The 16,420-nt window shown below is 41.3% G+C and carries 13 protein-coding genes; 7 read left to right on the top strand and 6 right to left on the bottom strand.

Annotated elements, in window-relative coordinates; genetic code table 11:
* Positions 1-76: 76 nt before the first annotated feature.
* Complete coding sequence (locus tag HCR01_RS16910; RefSeq protein ID WP_193197289.1) at positions 77-241, top strand: DUF2256 domain-containing protein; 165 nt, start codon at positions 77-79, stop codon at positions 239-241.
* 128 nt (positions 242-369) lie between these two features.
* A complete protein-coding gene (locus HCR01_RS16905; protein ID WP_193197288.1) occupies positions 370-1,326 on the top strand; it encodes an isoaspartyl peptidase/L-asparaginase in 957 nt (318 codons plus the stop codon).
* Between the two features lie 17 nt (positions 1,327-1,343).
* On the opposite strand, the gene glmU is transcribed toward HCR01_RS16905, so the two are convergent.
* From glmU to HCR01_RS16890, 3 genes are all read right to left on the bottom strand, one after another.
* Complete coding sequence (gene glmU, locus HCR01_RS16900; protein WP_193197287.1) at positions 1,344-2,726, bottom strand: bifunctional UDP-N-acetylglucosamine diphosphorylase/glucosamine-1-phosphate N-acetyltransferase GlmU; 1,383 nt, start codon at positions 2,724-2,726, stop codon at positions 1,344-1,346.
* Positions 2,727-2,858: 132 nt separating this feature from the next.
* Positions 2,859-4,088 (bottom strand): two-component system response regulator, encoded by a 1,230-nt coding sequence (locus HCR01_RS16895; RefSeq protein WP_193197286.1) that lies wholly within the window; start codon positions 4,086-4,088, stop codon positions 2,859-2,861.
* Positions 4,089-4,846: 758 nt separating this feature from the next.
* Positions 4,847-5,797, bottom strand: a complete 951-nt coding sequence (locus tag HCR01_RS16890) for a tRNA (5-methylaminomethyl-2-thiouridine)(34)-methyltransferase MnmD (RefSeq protein WP_193197285.1) — start codon at positions 5,795-5,797, stop codon at positions 4,847-4,849.
* A gap of 25 nt (positions 5,798-5,822) precedes the next feature.
* Here HCR01_RS16890 and HCR01_RS16885 point away from each other — a divergent pair, with 25 nt between their 5' ends.
* Positions 5,823-6,644 carry a sulfurtransferase gene (locus HCR01_RS16885; protein WP_193197284.1) on the top strand — a complete coding sequence of 274 codons (822 nt, stop codon included), beginning with the start codon at positions 5,823-5,825 and terminating at the stop codon, positions 6,642-6,644.
* Between the two features lie 88 nt (positions 6,645-6,732).
* Here the strand turns inward: HCR01_RS16885 and HCR01_RS16880 are convergent, their stop codons facing one another.
* Positions 6,733-8,055 carry a hypothetical protein gene (locus HCR01_RS16880; protein WP_193197283.1) on the bottom strand — a complete coding sequence of 441 codons (1,323 nt, stop codon included), beginning with the start codon at positions 8,053-8,055 and terminating at the stop codon, positions 6,733-6,735.
* Between the two features lie 463 nt (positions 8,056-8,518).
* Between HCR01_RS16880 and HCR01_RS16875 the strand changes: the two genes are divergently transcribed.
* The 4 genes from HCR01_RS16875 to HCR01_RS16860 all read left to right on the top strand — a co-directional run bounded on the left by HCR01_RS16875 (position 8,519) and on the right by HCR01_RS16860 (position 13,608).
* Positions 8,519-9,826: a FecR family protein gene (locus HCR01_RS16875; protein WP_193197282.1), complete on the top strand. Its 1,308-nt coding sequence runs from the start codon at positions 8,519-8,521 to the stop codon at positions 9,824-9,826.
* Between the two features lie 458 nt (positions 9,827-10,284).
* Positions 10,285-11,661, top strand: a complete 1,377-nt coding sequence (gene gor / locus HCR01_RS16870) for a glutathione-disulfide reductase (RefSeq protein WP_193197281.1) — start codon at positions 10,285-10,287, stop codon at positions 11,659-11,661.
* A 78-nt stretch (positions 11,662-11,739) separates the two neighbouring features.
* Entirely contained in the window at positions 11,740-12,381 is a 642-nt protein-coding gene (locus HCR01_RS16865) for a YqiA/YcfP family alpha/beta fold hydrolase (protein WP_193197326.1), read from the top strand.
* 78 nt (positions 12,382-12,459) lie between these two features.
* Positions 12,460-13,608: a histidinol-phosphate transaminase gene (locus HCR01_RS16860; RefSeq protein WP_193197280.1), complete on the top strand. Its 1,149-nt coding sequence runs from the start codon at positions 12,460-12,462 to the stop codon at positions 13,606-13,608.
* An 8-nt stretch (positions 13,609-13,616) separates the two neighbouring features.
* Here the strand turns inward: HCR01_RS16860 and HCR01_RS16855 are convergent, their stop codons facing one another.
* Entirely contained in the window at positions 13,617-14,180 is a 564-nt protein-coding gene (locus HCR01_RS16855) for a hypothetical protein (protein WP_193197279.1), read from the bottom strand.
* 927 nt (positions 14,181-15,107) lie between these two features.
* Positions 15,108-15,752, bottom strand: a complete 645-nt coding sequence (locus tag HCR01_RS16850) for a GNAT family N-acetyltransferase (RefSeq protein WP_320073125.1) — start codon at positions 15,750-15,752, stop codon at positions 15,108-15,110.
* Between the last annotated feature and the right edge of the window lie 668 nt (positions 15,753-16,420).

The raw sequence follows: 16,420 nt of genomic DNA, 5'->3' as shown, positions 1-16,420 counted from the left end.
CTCCCTTCGTAGCAAACTAGTTATAATTATCTTCCATCTCTCTCAGAAATAAAATTCTAATCCGCACAGTGTTCATATGGGACATGCTCGTTCTAAATCTGACCTGCCCACAAAAATCTGTCCGGTATGTCAACGTCCTTTCACATGGCGCAAGAAATGGGAAGATTGCTGGGACGAAGTGAAATACTGTTCAGAACGTTGTCGCCGTCGCCGTTCTGGAATTACAGTGACCGGGGACTAGAGATTAGAGACTGGGGATTAGAACTAATCTTGGGAACTAAATTCTTCCCAATACCCAGTACCCAATCCTTAATATCCAATCCCTAGTGAAACGAACCGCAAGTGAGACGCAAATAGCGCAAGAGATAGATGAAGCTACAGGTGCAACCTAAATTAATTATTCATGGAGGGGCTGGTAGTTCTCTCCACGGGAAAGGGGGAATAGAGGTAGTGCGCCGATCGCTCCATAAGGTAGTAGAAGAAGTCTATTCTCTTCTATTGTCTGGAGCAACTGCTTGCGAAGCAGTGGTGCAAGGATGCTACATACTCGAAGATGACCCCTGCTTTAATTCTGGCACTGGTTCAGTACTGCAATCTGATGGTCAAATCCGCATGAGTGCTTCTCTGATGGATGGTGCATTAGGGCGCTTCAGTGGCGTGATTAATATCTCACGTGTGAAAAATCCCATTGAGTTGGCGCAATTTTTACAAAACTCCCCAGACCGAGTGTTGTCGGATTACGGATCAGCTGAGTTGGCGCGAGAAATGCAAATTCCCATCTACAATGCTTTAACTGATTTGCGGTTGCAAGAGTGGATACAGGAACGCCAGGATAACTTTAAAAGTACGATGGCTGGTGTAGTAGCAGAACCCGAACTAGTAGAAACCAGTAACGCCCGACGCGGCACCATAGGAGTAGTAGCTTTAGATGGCTATGGTAAACTAGCTGCTGGCACTTCCACTGGTGGCAAAGGCTTTGAGCGAATTGGGCGGGTAAGTGATTCAGCAATGCCAGCAGGCAACTATGCTACTGGTCATGCTGCGGTCAGCTGCACTGGTATTGGAGAAGACATCATTGATGAGTGCTTAGCAGCAAGGGTTGTAGTACGCGTCACTGATGGGATGTCCCTTAAGGATGCTATGCAGCGCTCCTTTATGGAAGCCCACCAGAACAAACGGGATTTGGGGGCGATCGCTCTAGATGCTAGTGGGGCGATAGCTTGGGGTAAAACCAGCCAAGTCTTACTCGCTGCGTACCATGATGGCGTAGCAGTAAATGATACTTTGGAACTTCCTGAAAATACAGAAGTTGGCTGTTTGTCTTAGCTATCAGCCTGAAGCTATCAGCTAGATTTCGGTTGTTGGCTTTGGGCTGAACGTTTCTTTGATACCCAACCCGGTTTGATCACTTGATGCTCACGAGCAATCACCAAGGAATCATCCGAGACATCTTCTGTAACAGTCGAACCTGCTGCTACATAAACATCGTTTCCTAGAGTTACTGGTGCAACTAAGGTAGTATTGGAACCTGTGCTAGTGCGATCGCCTATAATGGTACGATTTTTATTCACGCCGTCATAATTGGCGGTAATTGTTCCTGCACCGATATTGACTTTATTTCCCGTAGTGGTATCGCCCAAATACGATAAATGCGCCACATTTGTGCGATCGCCTAACTGAGTATTTTTCAATTCCACAAAATTACCTACACGGCAACCAGCACCGACTTGTGCATGACCACGCAAATGGGTATAGGGGCCAATCCGGCTTCCTGCCTGTACAATACTATCCGTCACTACAGAATACTTGACAGTAACATTTTCACCAATTTGGCTATTTTCTATTAAAGTCCCAGGCCCGATGCGACTCCCTGTTTGAATTGTGGTATCTCCCCGCAGGTGTGTTTGCGGTTCAATAATTACATCCGGCTGTAATTCCACCGTTTCATCAATAGTGATGCTTGTAGGATCGATGAGGGTAACACCCGCCAGCATCCATTTTTCCTTAACTCGTCTTTGCAAAATATCGTATGCTGTTGCTAGTTGCAGGCGATCGTTGATACCAAGAATTTCTTGGTAATCTTCCACATCGACTGCCATGACTTTGCCAACCTGAGTCACAGCATCGGTAAGATAGTATTCTTTTTGGGCATTGTTTGCCTGGAGATGCGGTAGTATCTCTGCCAAATTCTGCCACCGGAAGCAATAAACTCCAGCGTTAATCCGACTATTTTGTCTTTGAGCAGGCGTACAATCTTTGTGTTCAACAATTTGCTGCACAATACTTTCATCGTTACAAAAAACGCGCCCGTAGCCTGTGGGATCACTTAGATGCGAGGTGAGGATGGTGGCAGCGTTCTGATTTTCTTGATGAGTTTGTAACAACTGATGGAGGGTTTCAGTACGTACTAAAGGCAAATCGCCATTTAGCACTAGCAAATCCCCAGTGTAATCCTCTAAATAAGCAAGTAATTGCTGGATTGCATGACCAGTACCCAGTTGTACAGTCTGCTCGACAAACTCTAAGGTGGGGATTGAATGCATGGCGGCTTTGACTTCCTCGGCTTGATACCCCACAATTACTATCCGCCGTGAGGGCGAAAGCGGTTCTACACTTTCGATAACTCTCTCTACTAGCGATCGCCCACCCAAAGAATGTAAAACTTTGGGTAAGTTTGATTTCATCCGTGTGCCGCGTCCTGCCGCTAGAATTGCTACAACTACCATAATTAGCTATCAGCTATCAATAAAATTGTGATAAATATTGTTGGTGCTTTGAGATTTAGGCTCAAATCATACCAGCTAATTGTCTAAGACAGAAATATCAAAGGCTCCTATCTTCTATCTCCTGATTACTGACTACTCTCTATCCTCAAAAGAGTGAATAAACTCTGTAAACTGCTGCATTAGTTCGGGATTGCGCCAACCCGAATCAGTTTCTTCTCGCATCACTAAAAGCGCTTCTTCTGAAGTAAAAGCTCTCTTGTAAGGTCGTTCGCTGGTTAAGGCATCGTAAATATCAATTAACTGAAACACTTGCGCCAAGAAAGGAATGTTATCTCCCTTAAGTCTATCGGGGTAGCCTGAGCCATCCCAGCGCTCATGGTGATGGCGAATGATCGGAATTACACCCCGCATACTGCGTAGTGGTTGGCAGATTTTTTCCCCAATCAAAACGTGCTGTCTCATAATTTTCCAATCTTCGGGGCTGAGTTTACCTTTTTTCAGCAACACCGCGTCGGGAATACCCACTTTACCGATATCGTGGAGATAACCACCCCACATCAAATCCCGAATTTGGTAGCGTGAAAGGTTGAGGTATTCCCCAAACGCTTGTCCCAGCTTGACTAGTCGTTCGCAGTGATCGCCCGTATTAGGATCGCGACTTTCAATCGACATGGCAATGGAAAACAGTACTTGTTCGGCATGGTCTAAGTCTTCATTCAAACGCTTCTGCCGCACTAAGGATTTAACACGCGCTGCCAATTCCACACGGTCAAAGGGTTTGGTAAGAAAATCATCCGCTCCAACTTCAATTCCCCGGATGCGCGATCGCCTATCATTTAAGGCTGTAACAAAAATTACTGGTATTAACCTAGTCTGCTCATCTTGCTTGAGCAGCTGGCACACTTCAAATCCATCCATCCCCGGCATCATCACATCCAGCAAAATCAGATCCGGTTGTTTTTGCGTTACTAATTCTACAACAACAAAACCACTGTCTGCCTCAATTACTTCGTATCCTTCCATAGCTAAAAGGGCAACAGCAGTCATGCGACTAGCAGCATGGTCATCAACCACTAAAACCTTGGGTGGCTCTGAGTCAAAGCCATTCAATTTAGAACCTTTGGTTTTTAGGGTTCTAGATACCAATGAATCACCACTATTAACATCAGCCTTTATCCAAGAAGACACTGCTTGGGTATCTTCAAGCATAAGGTCTTCTTTAGATAAGCCCACGGAATAACCCTCTACATTTTGTAATTCTACGGCGTGATTTGAACCGATACTCTTCACTTTACTTAGAGGGTTCGACCCACTAATAATTTGTTCAGTAGAGCCTGTATGGTTGGATTTCCATTGAATCATAAAGGCACTGCAATTTTCTTGAAAAAGTTAACAGCGTCAAATTTCAAAAAAAGTTTAGTTTTTGACTGTATTTAAGCCAGTATTTTCATAAAGGTGACACATCATAACTTTTACTCTTTAATCTACATAATTATGCGTTATAGCTCTCAAAAGCGGAACTGGAGACGTTTCCGTTAGTTCCGGTCAAAAATCCTCCAGTTCAGAGTGAAACTTGACCAAAGGCAAAGTATCGCCGACTCTGCTCTTGCCAAACTTCTGTTGTAACCGACGCTCTTGCTAGCTTGCTTCCCCGGAGGGGTACAAAATAGAATGTGCAATTTATAAGTCTGACAGCTGATCAAACTTCTTAACCGAGGCATTCTCAGCATGTTTTTTATGTTACAAGAACCAGAAGAATATTGCTGTCTAATTTTTCGCCTATAAATTCCAGTATGATGAATCCGCGCAAATGTTAAATCAGGTTTTTTACGGATATCGATTAACATAGCAGCGCCAGAAAATCTTTTAGTTGCTTAGTTTATATCAAAGTATCTGGGTTTGAATTTAAAGTTTTTACAGTAATTATATAAATATATAAGTATTTTTCCTTAGCTAATAATCATATCTAGTAAATACTACTAATAAACATGTATTTTTAGCTACTTTTGAGTAATTTAATTTATTTAGGTCATCAAAACTAATTGCTTGACTAGTAAGAAACACAAATCAAAATTATAGTAAAATATTATACGTAACTTAGGATTGTTTACTAAATATTCTTATGAACTAGTGCTTGTAAAATCAGTACCTTCAATTCCCGATAGCCACCTTTTTCGCCAACGAGAGGTAGGTTCCAAAAATGAGGCTTGTTGCTCTTGTTGTCGCCGCATTGCTATGACTTCAGCAGAATCGCTCAATTCGGGATCGCGGTAGGGAATCGCAGCGCGAGTTAGCAAATGTTCTTTTTCTGCTTGAGAGAGTTGGTAAGAGGAGGGAGGGAGAGGGAGAGGAGGAGAGGGGGAAAATTCCAATACTTCTTTTATTGCTCTATTGTGGGCTGCTACTGTACCGGGCGATCGCCTTCCCACTGGTGGAGTAGAAGCTATTACCAAACCAGCCGCTAATAATGCTGTGCGTACAGCAGCAGCACAGGAATAAGTGGCTAGGAAACCGTCTTCATGTAAACACAATGACAGTTGTTGGATAAATTCAACTGTCCATAGTTGAGGACATTGAGGTGGTGAAAACGGATCAAGAAAAATCGCATCTGCTCGGAAATCTGACTTATGTACCAATGCCATTGAGCTTCTGGCGTCGCCAATTAGTAGTGTTGCTTTCAAGCGAGGTGTTTGCACTTGATGCTCAAAAGCTAGTTGGGTCAAAATTTCGGTATGGTTGCAGTTCCAATTATCGAATAACTGATGGGCGATCGCAGCTTTTGGCACAGACGGATTCAGTTCTAAACCAATGACTTCGACATAGCAACTAGGATTAACTGCCCAAATAGTCTGTAAAGCCGCTGCTGTATTGTATCCTAGACCATAACAAACGTCTAATAACCGCAAAACAGGTTTACGTGCGGCTGTAGCTAGTTGAGTAGGAACTACAAACTTGAAAAAACTCTCCTGCTTAGCTCCATAATGGCTGTGAAAAGATTCACCAAACTCTTGGGAGACGAAAGTGAATGAACCATCTGCTGTGAGCTGAGGTGTAAAATTCTCTAATGACATCTTACAAAAAACTGAATAATGATCAATGCACAATTCCCAATTTGTTGTTTCGCCAACGTGGCTGTTTGAACATCTTGAAGATCCGCAAGTTGTCATTGTAGATTGTCGCTTTTCTCTAGCCGATCCACAATTAGGACAACAACAGTACCAAACAAGTCATATAAAGAATTCCTATTACCTTGATTTGAATCAAGATCTTTCCAGTTCCGTAGGTAAGCATGGCGGAAGACATCCTTTACCTAACCCCAATGATATAGCTAACAAATTATCGACGATTGGAGTAAATTCCCAAGAAACTTTAGTTGTAGCTTATGATGATTCGCGCTTTGCCTTTGCCGCTCGTCTGTGGTGGCTGTTGCGCTATCTAGGACATGAGCAAGTAGCTGTACTGGATGGAGGCTTTGCTGGATGGCAAAAAGCCGGGTATCTGATCACGGATGTCCTTCCTACCCCTCGAATGGGTACATTCGTAGCTCAAGCACAAACAGACAGGGTAGTAGATATTACAGCGGTGAAAAATCGCAAAGATAGTCCAGAAGTAGTGTTGGTAGACTCAAGAGAGAGCGATCGCTATCGAGGCGAACGAGAACCAATTGATAAAATAGCAGGTCATATTCCCGGCGCAGTTAACTATCCCTGGCAAGAAATTACAGACTCTTCCGGTTACTTACTTCCTCAACCAGAGCAACGCCATCGATGGGAAAAAATAGAAACAGCCGAGGAAATTTTAGTTTATTGCGGTTCTGGTGTAACTGCTTGTGTGAATTTACTTTCTTTAGAACTAGCCGGCATAAGTAAGGGTAAACTTTATGCTGGTAGCTGGAGTGATTGGATTAGCTATATGTAGTCATTAGTCATTTGTAATCACCAAGGACAAAGCGCAAAGTTCTGAGCGCCGGAAGCCGGCGCTCAGAACTTTGTAAGAGATAACAAGTTTAAAACTGGCCTAATTCCAAATTGTAATTGACACTAAAGAACCAGCCATCAAAATCAATGTTTTGAGCGGTAGAATTACCTAATGTAACTCCAGCCTGTACATTCATATTTATGGAGTCAGAGATTTGGTAATTCAAATGCCCAAATAGCCGATGAAATTGATCTTCTCGCTCGCGCTGCGTAAAGTCAGAGTAGCTAAATTGGTAATCTAGACCAACCTGAAGCGGTTTTTGCAAGTAGTAGTTCAAAGAAATCCAAAAGGAATTGATCACGCGATTTCGGCTTTCAGGGTCAGCAAAATTCACACTCAATTCGTAGAAAGTATCTAGCACCAACCTTGAAGTTAGAGGATCTCGTCGTCCCAAAGACAGTTGCAAGGAATTCTCACCTAAGAAGCGATCGCCAGCTTTAAAGCTATCCAAGCGATCGCTGTTGTTGGCATAAAATAACTGTTGATTACTCCAACTCACTCTTCCGTACATTCGCTGCGATAGCTGCTGGTAAATACTGAGATTGAATCTTACTTGGTTGTAATTGTATTGTGATTGATCTATGTAACGAATTAGGTTGCCATCAATTGACCCGTTTAAATAAGTCTCAGATCCCAAAGGAAAATATGCGGAGGCTAGTCTTAGTCCAGAAAAAATCAAACCATCTTCTATGGGAGAATCATTAGAGGAAAAAATGTTACTTGTCTGAAAGTAGCCAACACGAGCTTGTAGGTAGCCTATGGGTTTAAACTGAACTACAGGCTGTTCTGTTGGTGGAGGTGGCAGCTGTTCTAGGGGTCGTGGTCGTAGCCTTAGCCCTAATTCGCGATCGCTATCAGACTCAAGAGGTGGCTGTTTTTGCTCTTGCAACAGTTGCCAGAGCCTCTCTAGTCTTTCAGACTCATTGATCTCAGGAGCATTTAATAGTTGCTCTATTGAGTCAGAAGAAGCAGGGAAGTTACTTGGCTGTACTTCTAGCTGTGGCGAGTCATCCTGCTCTTGATTACCTCCAGAGTTTTCTGTTGGTGCTGGAGTTTGATCAGTTGTTGGTGGTATTTGCTGTGTCAGATTTGACGGTATCTGAGAGTGTAAACTCTTTGACTCACTAGACTGCTTGCAAAAAGAGTTAATTGCTTCTTGCTCTAACTGCTGGCATTGCTGATGATTTTGTGTGCTAGCGAAAGATGTTATTTTTGGTGCAAAATTATTGTGATGACGCCATATATTTGTATTTACTGATTCTGCCGCATCTACTTTAATGCAATAACAGCTTCCACCGCTGGATGCTAACAAAATCCAAAAAAACAAATTTTTCCAGATCTTCAGTTGCATCTTTGAAATTATTGATCACATCTGCCAGATGTAGACCCACAAGTTGCACTGGAAGTTCCAACTCAGAAAATAAAATTTCTGCCTAACTTTACTGAAATTTAGCCAGTGAGTCACCTCATACAGCTCCCCACAACTTCTTGTTAAGCATATCCACCCTGTGGCTTAGGTAATTAGATAAGGATTATCTGTAAGGTACTCCTCATTTAACTATTGATATTAAGTACAACTTTGAAATTTGTTCCAGAATTTATTTCATAGTAGGTCAGTTTTCGAGTAAAAACTTAAACAAACTAAATATAGTGTATTCATTGTCTATTTTATCTATTAAATGTACACTAAAATGCAGATAAATTTACCTGAAAAAATTCGCTATAACAGTTATTAGCTGCTTGAACCTTTAACATCAGAATCTATGATTAACTTTTTTGGTATCAGTTAAAGTTCACAAGCTCCCAAACAAACTATGTTTCATAAATCGTTTCCACTGTTAATTATTGGTTTCTGTGGAATTGCAGTACTGCCTTTGTCAAATCGCGCAAGTGCTATAACTCCTTTGACACGAGCTGAGATTCAGAATCTCCGCAACTTAGTGCAACTGATACCCAGAGATAACCTAAAAAAGCGTCCCGCACGGAAATTAGATGCAATGATTCCTGGGGATGGGCTGTCAACTGGTCGAGCTTCTCTAGCAGACTTGCGTTTCAATGATGGCTCTTTGGCACGGATTGGAGAACAAGCGGTATTTCAATTTTTGCCAAAGACTCGCAACTTTAGACTGTCAAACGGGACTGTGCTGTTGCTTATCCCACCCGGAAGGGGTCAAACGCATATACAAACACCGAGTGCAGCAGCAGCAATTCGTGGTTCAGCCTTATTTGTGCGCCACAACCAACAAACAGACACCACAATTGTGGGTGCGCTGACAAATAGTGGCATTGAAGTTTCTAATAGAGAAGCTTCTCAAACTCAAATGCTGGAAGCAGGGCAGATGATAGTTATAGTTAAAGGTAAATTTCAAAGCTTATATGATTTTGATCTGAAAAATTTTTATGAAACGAGTGAGCTGGTTCGGGAACTTGATTTGAATAAACAGAATCCCGCACCTACGCCTGATCCTGCCATTACTAGTGTTCAAGCCGAAACCACTGCGGCTTTGAAAGCACAGCCACCCATAATAGGCGAGGGAGTAATTGAAAACCCTTCTTTTGTGCAGCTAACTACTAGTCCTTCAAATTCGCCCAGTAAAGACGTTGTCACAGACAATTCTTCAGCAAACTCCTCAGAAAAAACAGGACAAGGCTCGATAAATACTGAGCAGCAAAGCACAACAAATGGTAACGGCAACGTAAACACTCCAAAAAATAACGTTGGTGTTGATTCTAGTAGAACTTCAACAACACCTCAAAACTCTTCAGCAGAAAATCCGACAAACCAAAACTCACAAAATAACACATCACCTGTTAAGAATCCCATCGACAACACACCCGTCGAGAAACCAACTAACAACACACCTGTTAAGAATCCCACCGATAACACACCTGCCGAAAAGCCAGCTGATAACACACCTGTTAAAAATCCCACCGATAACACACCTGCCGAAAAGCCAGCTGATAACACACCTGTTAAGAATCCCACTGATAACACACCCGTCGAAAAGCCAACTGATAACACACCCGTCGAAAAGCCAACTGACAACACACCTGTCGAAAAGCCAACTGACAACACACCTGTCGAGAAACCAGATGATAACACACCGCCCGTCAATAATTAAACCGATTCTCCAAATATATAAAACTGCTAAGGTAGTCTGTAATAGGCTTCTTTATTCATCAGTTAATTGCTCTTTGTAAAGGACAAGGAGATAGCCTGAGCCTGCTTCTTTTACTCGTAGACTCTTATTTCTTAAACACAGATGGAGCGGAAATTACACCTAACACTAGAAGCAGAAATATGACAAGTGTTAAGCTGTTCTTGCTTTGATTTGTATTCTAGCTATTGACTTGATGCTCGCCGAAATTGCGTTTCTTCATTGTGAATTGCTGAGCTACTGTCTCTACTAAAGTAAAAGCAAAAAGTAAGATTCACGACTGACAGGAGAGCATCTGCTAACGCTAGATTAAATCAAGGAAAGGATTTACGCAGGATTTAGCGGATATCCTTTGTAGTTCAATCAAGCTCTCTGTGTAAGTTCCCAGGAACCAACTTGTTGCTAAAGAGATATATAAATTTATGACTTTTGATTACGACCTGTTTGTAATTGGTGCTGGTTCTGGGGGTTTGGCAGCTTCAAAACGAGCGGCTAGCTACGGGGCTAAAGTGGCGATCGCCGAAAACGACTTAGTTGGCGGAACTTGTGTGATTCGTGGTTGTGTTCCCAAAAAACTCATGGTCTATGGCTCTCACTTTCCCGCATTATTTGATGATGCCGCAGGTTATGGCTGGAAAGTGGGTAACGCAGAATTGGACTGGGAACATTTCATTACATCTATAGATAAGGAAGTTCGGCGACTGTCCCAGCTACACATAAGCTTTTTAGAAAAAGCGGGAGTCGAACTAATTCCTAATCGCGCTAGTCTGGTAGACCCTCATACCGTAGAAGTTGACGGACGCAAAGTTACAGCAGACAAAATTTTAATTGCTGTTGGCGGACGTCCTGTCAAACCAGATTTATCAGGTATGGAATGTGGAATTACCTCTAACGAAATTTTTCATCTCAAAGAACAGCCGAAACATATAGTCATTATTGGCGCTGGTTACATCGGCACGGAATTTGCTTGTATCATGCGCGGTTTGGGTTCTCAGGTGACGCAGATTACTAGAGGTGAAAAGATTTTGAAAGGGTTTGATGAGGATATCCGTACCGGAATTGAAGAGGGCATGACCAACCACGGAATTCAGTTGATCAAGAATAATCTGGTAAAAGCAATTGAACGCGTGCCGGAAGGGTTGAAACTGACTTTATCTGAGGCAGATCAACAACCAGTAATTGCCGATGTGTTTTTAGTAGCGACTGGTCGGATTCCCAATGTAGATGGGCTGGGTTTAGAAAATGCTGGGGTAGATGTCGTCCCTAGTTCCGTCGAAGGGCCTGGCTATAAGACCATGAATGCGATCGCAGTCAATGAATATAGTCAAACTAGTCAACCGCATATTTTTGCTGTGGGTGATGTCACTGATCGCTTAAATTTAACTCCCGTGGCCATTGGTGAAGGTCGCGCCTTTGCTGATAGCGAATTCGGCACTAACCGCCGCGTATTCAGTCACGAAACTGTGCCAACAGCCATATTTTCCACACCCGAAGCCGCTACAGTTGGGTTGACAGAAGTGCAAGCACGAGAACAACTAGGCGATGCTGTAAAAATATATAGCACTCGCTTTCGCCCCATGTACCATAGTTTGACCGGTAAACAAGAGAAGATAATGATGAAATTGGTGGTTGATAGCAACACCGATAAATTGCTGGGCGCTCACATGGTGGGAGAAAGTGCAGCTGAAATAATACAAGGGGTGGCGATCGCAGTCAAAATGGGCGCAACTAAAAAAGACTTTGATGCTACCGTTGGTATCCATCCCTCAGCAGCAGAAGAATTCGTCACATTGCGTTAAGAACAAGGTCATTAGTTTTTTGTCATTTGTCATCTCAAAGGACAAATGACAAGGAACAACCCTAACAAGAAAAGCTTGATGACAACTCAGTTCATATATCTTCATGGCTTTGCTTCCAGTCCTAAATCTGCTAAAGCGCAAAATATAAGCGATCGCTTTACCCAAATTCAGACAAACCTAAAAATTCCCGATTTGAATGCTGGGGATTTTTCTCATCTGACGATCACTCGTCAGATAACACAAGTTGCCGCAGAATTCAGTAATGATACTGCATCTGTAGTACTGATTGGCTCAAGTTTGGGCGGTTTGACAGCTGCTCATTTGGGAGAGCGATATTTACAAGTACAACGCCTAGTCTTGCTAGCACCAGCTTTTGGGTTTTTATCCCATTGGTTGCCCAAGTTAGGAGATGAAGAGGTGAAGCGTTGGCAAAGGGAAAAATATCTCATGATCTACCACTATGGGGAGGGGCAATCGCTGCCTCTAAGTTACGATTTTGTTAAAGACGCTGCTCAATACCAAGAGGAACTTTTGCAACGTCCTATCCCCACCCTTATCCTGCATGGAAAGCATGATGAAGTTATCCCTATTGAAGCTAGTCGTGATTTTGCGCGATCGCGTCCTTGGATAGAGTTAGTCGAACTAGAGGATAATCATGCTTTAGGTAATGTTATGGAAGAAATCTGGCAAGCAATTCGCCTCTTTTGTCAATTACCTTGAAGCTGTAAAATATTAAACTCTTACTTGTTCTTTGTCATTTATTGAATAACCAATGACAAATGGCTAATTACTAAAATTATGCTTCCATTCATCCGATCAGATTTAACCAAGCTACACGCATATAAACCCCACCCCAGCAGTGATACAGCCGGAGCTGTTCCTACGCAGTTTGATCGGCTAGATACGAATGAAAGTCCTTATGATTTGCCACCTGAGTTAAAAGAAAAACTAGTCTGGACGTATCAGCAAGTAATTGAAACAAATCGTTATCCTGATGGCGGACACGAAACACTCAAAGAAGCGATCGCCGAGTATGTCAATGAGTCAGCTGCCCTTTCACCATCCCTGTTCACTTCTGCCAATATTTCTGTGGGCAATGGTTCAGATGAACTGATTCGCTCTCTATTAATCGCCACCTGTCTTAGAGGAGAGGGATGCATTCTAGTTGCCAATCCTACTTTCTCGATGTACGGAATTTTGGCACAAACTTTAGGCATCCCTGTAGTGGGAGTAGACAGAAATGAAACAAATTTTGAAATTGACTTAAAAGCTGCACAGGCCGCTATCGAACAAACTCAAAATCCTCCCATTCGAGTGGTTTTTGTAGTACATCCCAATTCCCCAACTGCCAACAGCTTAACCACAGCAGAATTGGCATGGTTAAGAAATCTCAGCGAAGAGATTTTAGTAGTAATTGATGAGGCTTACTTTGAATTTAGTCAGAGTACTTTAGTTAGTGAATTAGCACATCGCCCCAACTGGATTATACTACGTACTTTTTCTAAAGCTTTCCGATTGGCAGCCCTTCGCATTGGCTATTGCGTTGCTCATCCAGAGGCGATCGCCATCTTAGAAAAAGTCCGCTTACCCTACAATCTTCCTAGCTTCTCCATAGCAGCGGCATTAGTTGCTTTGCAAAACCGTACACTCTTACTTGAGACGATTCCCCATACCCTGAGTGAACGAGCCAAACTTATCAAAGCTTTATCTCAACATTCAACATTACAAATTGCAGAAAGTACTGCTAACTTTATTTACCTGCGTCTCAAACCAAAAGGTTCTCATTCCCAAGACGCTGCCTTAAAAAAGTTACACCAAAAACTCAGAGATTATGGCACTCTTGTTCGGCAAATCAGCGGAGGATTGCGAATCACTGTAGGGACGACCGAAGAAAACGCCCGCACCTTAAAACGAGTACAAGCTGCTTTGGCAAATCTTGACTCTTAGCGATTCACTCAGGAATTAAACCTGCCATCCACCTCGCTGCCCAAACGGCGTACTATTTCCACTGTTTGTGGCAGTACACCCACTAAAAGGGCAAAAGCAACATCCGGCAAATCAGCCACTATTTCTGGTAGGAAATATTGTTCAAATTGATCAAGAATTTTCTGTACTCGCTGCTGGGGCAACGGATTTTCTGTAATTTGCTTAATTAACCGAATCCACTGTCGTCTAATCAAGTAAGCCTTTTGGCGCTCCTCATTAGATTCAGGAGTTAATAAAAACTGATTAGAAACATTGCCTATGGGCAGTGCCCTGTGGCAATCGCAATCGTAATCCCCACCCACTGCCGCTCCAGGTCCAGCAAACTCCGCGTGGTAGCGTTTAAAGAGTATTAGTCCATTCCGCTTACGACTATTGACGATGAAAACTTTTCCAGTGTGCAAAAGCGTGAGGATATCCGAGCCTTGTGATTGCTCAGTTCCATCGGGCATGACAAGATGGTCAAGGAAACTGGTGTTAGGGTAGTAAGTTGATAACATAGCAGTTTGATAGCGTCGACGCTTTTCGCTATCCATGTTTTCTCAAACTTTCAATGAATTTTGTAGTAGTATGCACTTCCAAACAGAACTAGATTTTACATCAAATCAAGTTTTTGAGTTTTCTTATTATCAAAAATTTGCAGGACAATTTAACTAAGATGGGAAAAATATAGACGTTGTTCAGTAATTGAGTGATCATATTTTATGAGATATAACTATATTTGTCTCCAACTGTATGACTTTTTGTTTAAAGTTTTTATAAAGATGAATATCTTAATTACAAAGTTATTATGAGGTAGATCAAATTTTAAAGTATGAAATTACGGATATATCCATTATTATATAATATAATCAATTAATTTATTTATGGAAATATAAATTTAAAAAAATCGAAACTTGCATACATTTACAAACAGCAAAGTTTTCTAAATAAACAAAATCATATTTTTTTGCTATTACAAATTATTTATGATTTAAAAAGTTTACATCCAACTATACTATGTACAATTCAGAGAACTTCCACGGTTAAATATCAAAGATGTCTAAAAATTTGTTTTGTATTGAATTTTGAGCTATACTAGTTATTAAAAGAGTCCGTATTTATATATAGTTTTTTCTAAAATTTGAAAGTAGTTTAGTTAAGACTAAGCAATACCAGTAACACAGGGCCTTTATTGTTATTTAAAGAGAGATTCATACAAATTTAGGATGAATTAACATAACAAAAAATAATTATACTACTTGGGTACTAGTCCATTCGATATATACGATAAGTTTTATGTCTATCTTGTCTACCTATTTGTCTAAATTTCAGAAAACATAAATTACCACCATACAAACTATATGTAATATTGAACGTATATTTGACTAGATAAATTTATAGTCTAATTACCAATATTTACGATAGTTTTTCTCACAAACAAATAATTATAATAGCCTAATTTAAAATTCCCACAATATAACTCAGGTAGTTGAGTCAGTACTCAAATGCTTGAATAATAGTATTTGACGTGATCGTCTTAGAAGATATGCATTCCAATTCGATTCAACTTTATGCGTCCGATACCCCAGCTTGAAATAAAGCTGTCTTGCCTGATAATTATTTTCCAACACGTGGAGATATAAGTCTTGAAAACCCCAGTCTTTGGAGACTTTTTCACAGCTAATAAGTAACTCTGAAGCTACACCATGCCTACGGTATTTTGGATGAACCGCTAAGTTAGACAGATAAGGAAAACTCTTACCAACCTGGGCCCACGAATCACTAAAACGTACATTGAGTTCCACAGTTCCCACTAAGTTATTAGCCTCACCATTAGTAACATCAACGGCAACTAAACAAACTTGATTGGGTGTAGGTAACGCTAGGCGATGCCTTAAATCTTCATAAATACCCAAACGTAGTAACGGAAAAGCCCATCCCCACATACCCTTTTGAGAATGAAAGCTTTCAGTAATGATTTGAGCAACACCAGTCAAATCAGCAGATGTTGCTGCACGGATTTGAAATTGGCTAGAAGTTGGATTGATGACAGATGTAATTGACTGTTGGTGGTATGGACGAAAAAAACAAGATGTCAAGGCTAGTTTAGTATTAATTTTATTCACGAAAATCTTCTCAAATATCCTAAAATACCATCTCCACCTGGATAAAACTCAAGAGCCGCCCAGGTGTTGAACTGACCTGAAATTGCCAATTCGCCTTTGATTGTGGATCAAACAAAGTGCAAAACTCTGCTTGGGCTTTTATAACCTGTGTGCCTTAAGGAGGTTTAAGAGTTGCAGTTTCATAAATTTACACTCTTTAGTTCAGGAGGTTCAAGTGCATCCTGGTTTTAGGGTAGAAAAGCGAGCGAATTGTTTAGTACAAAACAAATTGATAATTGACAGTGGTAGTAGCTGGATTGAGCAGGTAGAGACATAGTATAACCTGTTAGTAAACATTGCCTACAAAATTATTAAGCAAGCACACCCCTAGCAAACCCTTGTTTCAAACTACTCCTGATTGCGGTACTGACTTATTTTATGCAATTAGCGCTACGCAAAAACCATTATGCTACTCAGTAATAGAAACAGGCTATATGAGCACTAAGGAAAGAACCTGCAAGGCTATCTTATTCCTAGTCCTGAATTTTCCTGACACTAGCACTTGTCTTAGTTATAGTTTTGATTGCTAAATTGGAAAGAGGTATTTGTCTAATAGTATACGTTGCCTTTAAATATTATTGTTGTAATATTGCTGACTCTACCATGACTACCACAAATAAAAGTTACCA

This window comes from Nostoc sp. MG11 (assembly GCF_014904695.1).
Taxonomy (GTDB): Bacteria; Cyanobacteriota; Cyanobacteriia; order Cyanobacteriales; family Nostocaceae; genus Komarekiella.
Note: the sequence above shows the minus strand (reverse complement) of the source record. Positions and strands in the feature narration are given on the sequence as shown.

Excerpts from the sequence above, each read along its gene's own strand:
- HCR01_RS16910 (WP_193197289.1), top strand. The coding sequence starts at position 77 with ATGGGACATGCTCGTTCTAAATCTGACCTGCCCACAAAAATCTGTCCG.
- HCR01_RS16905 (WP_193197288.1), top strand. The coding sequence starts at position 370 with ATGAAGCTACAGGTGCAACCTAAATTAATTATTCATGGAGGGGCTGGT.
- glmU (WP_193197287.1), bottom strand. The coding sequence starts at position 2,726 with ATGGTAGTTGTAGCAATTCTAGCGGCAGGACGCGGCACACGGATGAAA.
- HCR01_RS16895 (WP_193197286.1), bottom strand. The coding sequence starts at position 4,088 with ATGATTCAATGGAAATCCAACCATACAGGCTCTACTGAACAAATTATT.
- HCR01_RS16890 (WP_193197285.1), bottom strand. The coding sequence starts at position 5,797 with ATGTCATTAGAGAATTTTACACCTCAGCTCACAGCAGATGGTTCATTC.
- HCR01_RS16885 (WP_193197284.1), top strand. The coding sequence starts at position 5,823 with ATGCACAATTCCCAATTTGTTGTTTCGCCAACGTGGCTGTTTGAACAT.
- HCR01_RS16880 (WP_193197283.1), bottom strand. The coding sequence starts at position 8,055 with ATGCAACTGAAGATCTGGAAAAATTTGTTTTTTTGGATTTTGTTAGCA.
- HCR01_RS16875 (WP_193197282.1), top strand. The coding sequence starts at position 8,519 with ATGTTTCATAAATCGTTTCCACTGTTAATTATTGGTTTCTGTGGAATT.
- gor (WP_193197281.1), top strand. The coding sequence starts at position 10,285 with ATGACTTTTGATTACGACCTGTTTGTAATTGGTGCTGGTTCTGGGGGT.
- HCR01_RS16865 (WP_193197326.1), top strand. The coding sequence starts at position 11,740 with ATGACAACTCAGTTCATATATCTTCATGGCTTTGCTTCCAGTCCTAAA.
- HCR01_RS16860 (WP_193197280.1), top strand. The coding sequence starts at position 12,460 with ATGCTTCCATTCATCCGATCAGATTTAACCAAGCTACACGCATATAAA.
- HCR01_RS16855 (WP_193197279.1), bottom strand. The coding sequence starts at position 14,180 with ATGGATAGCGAAAAGCGTCGACGCTATCAAACTGCTATGTTATCAACT.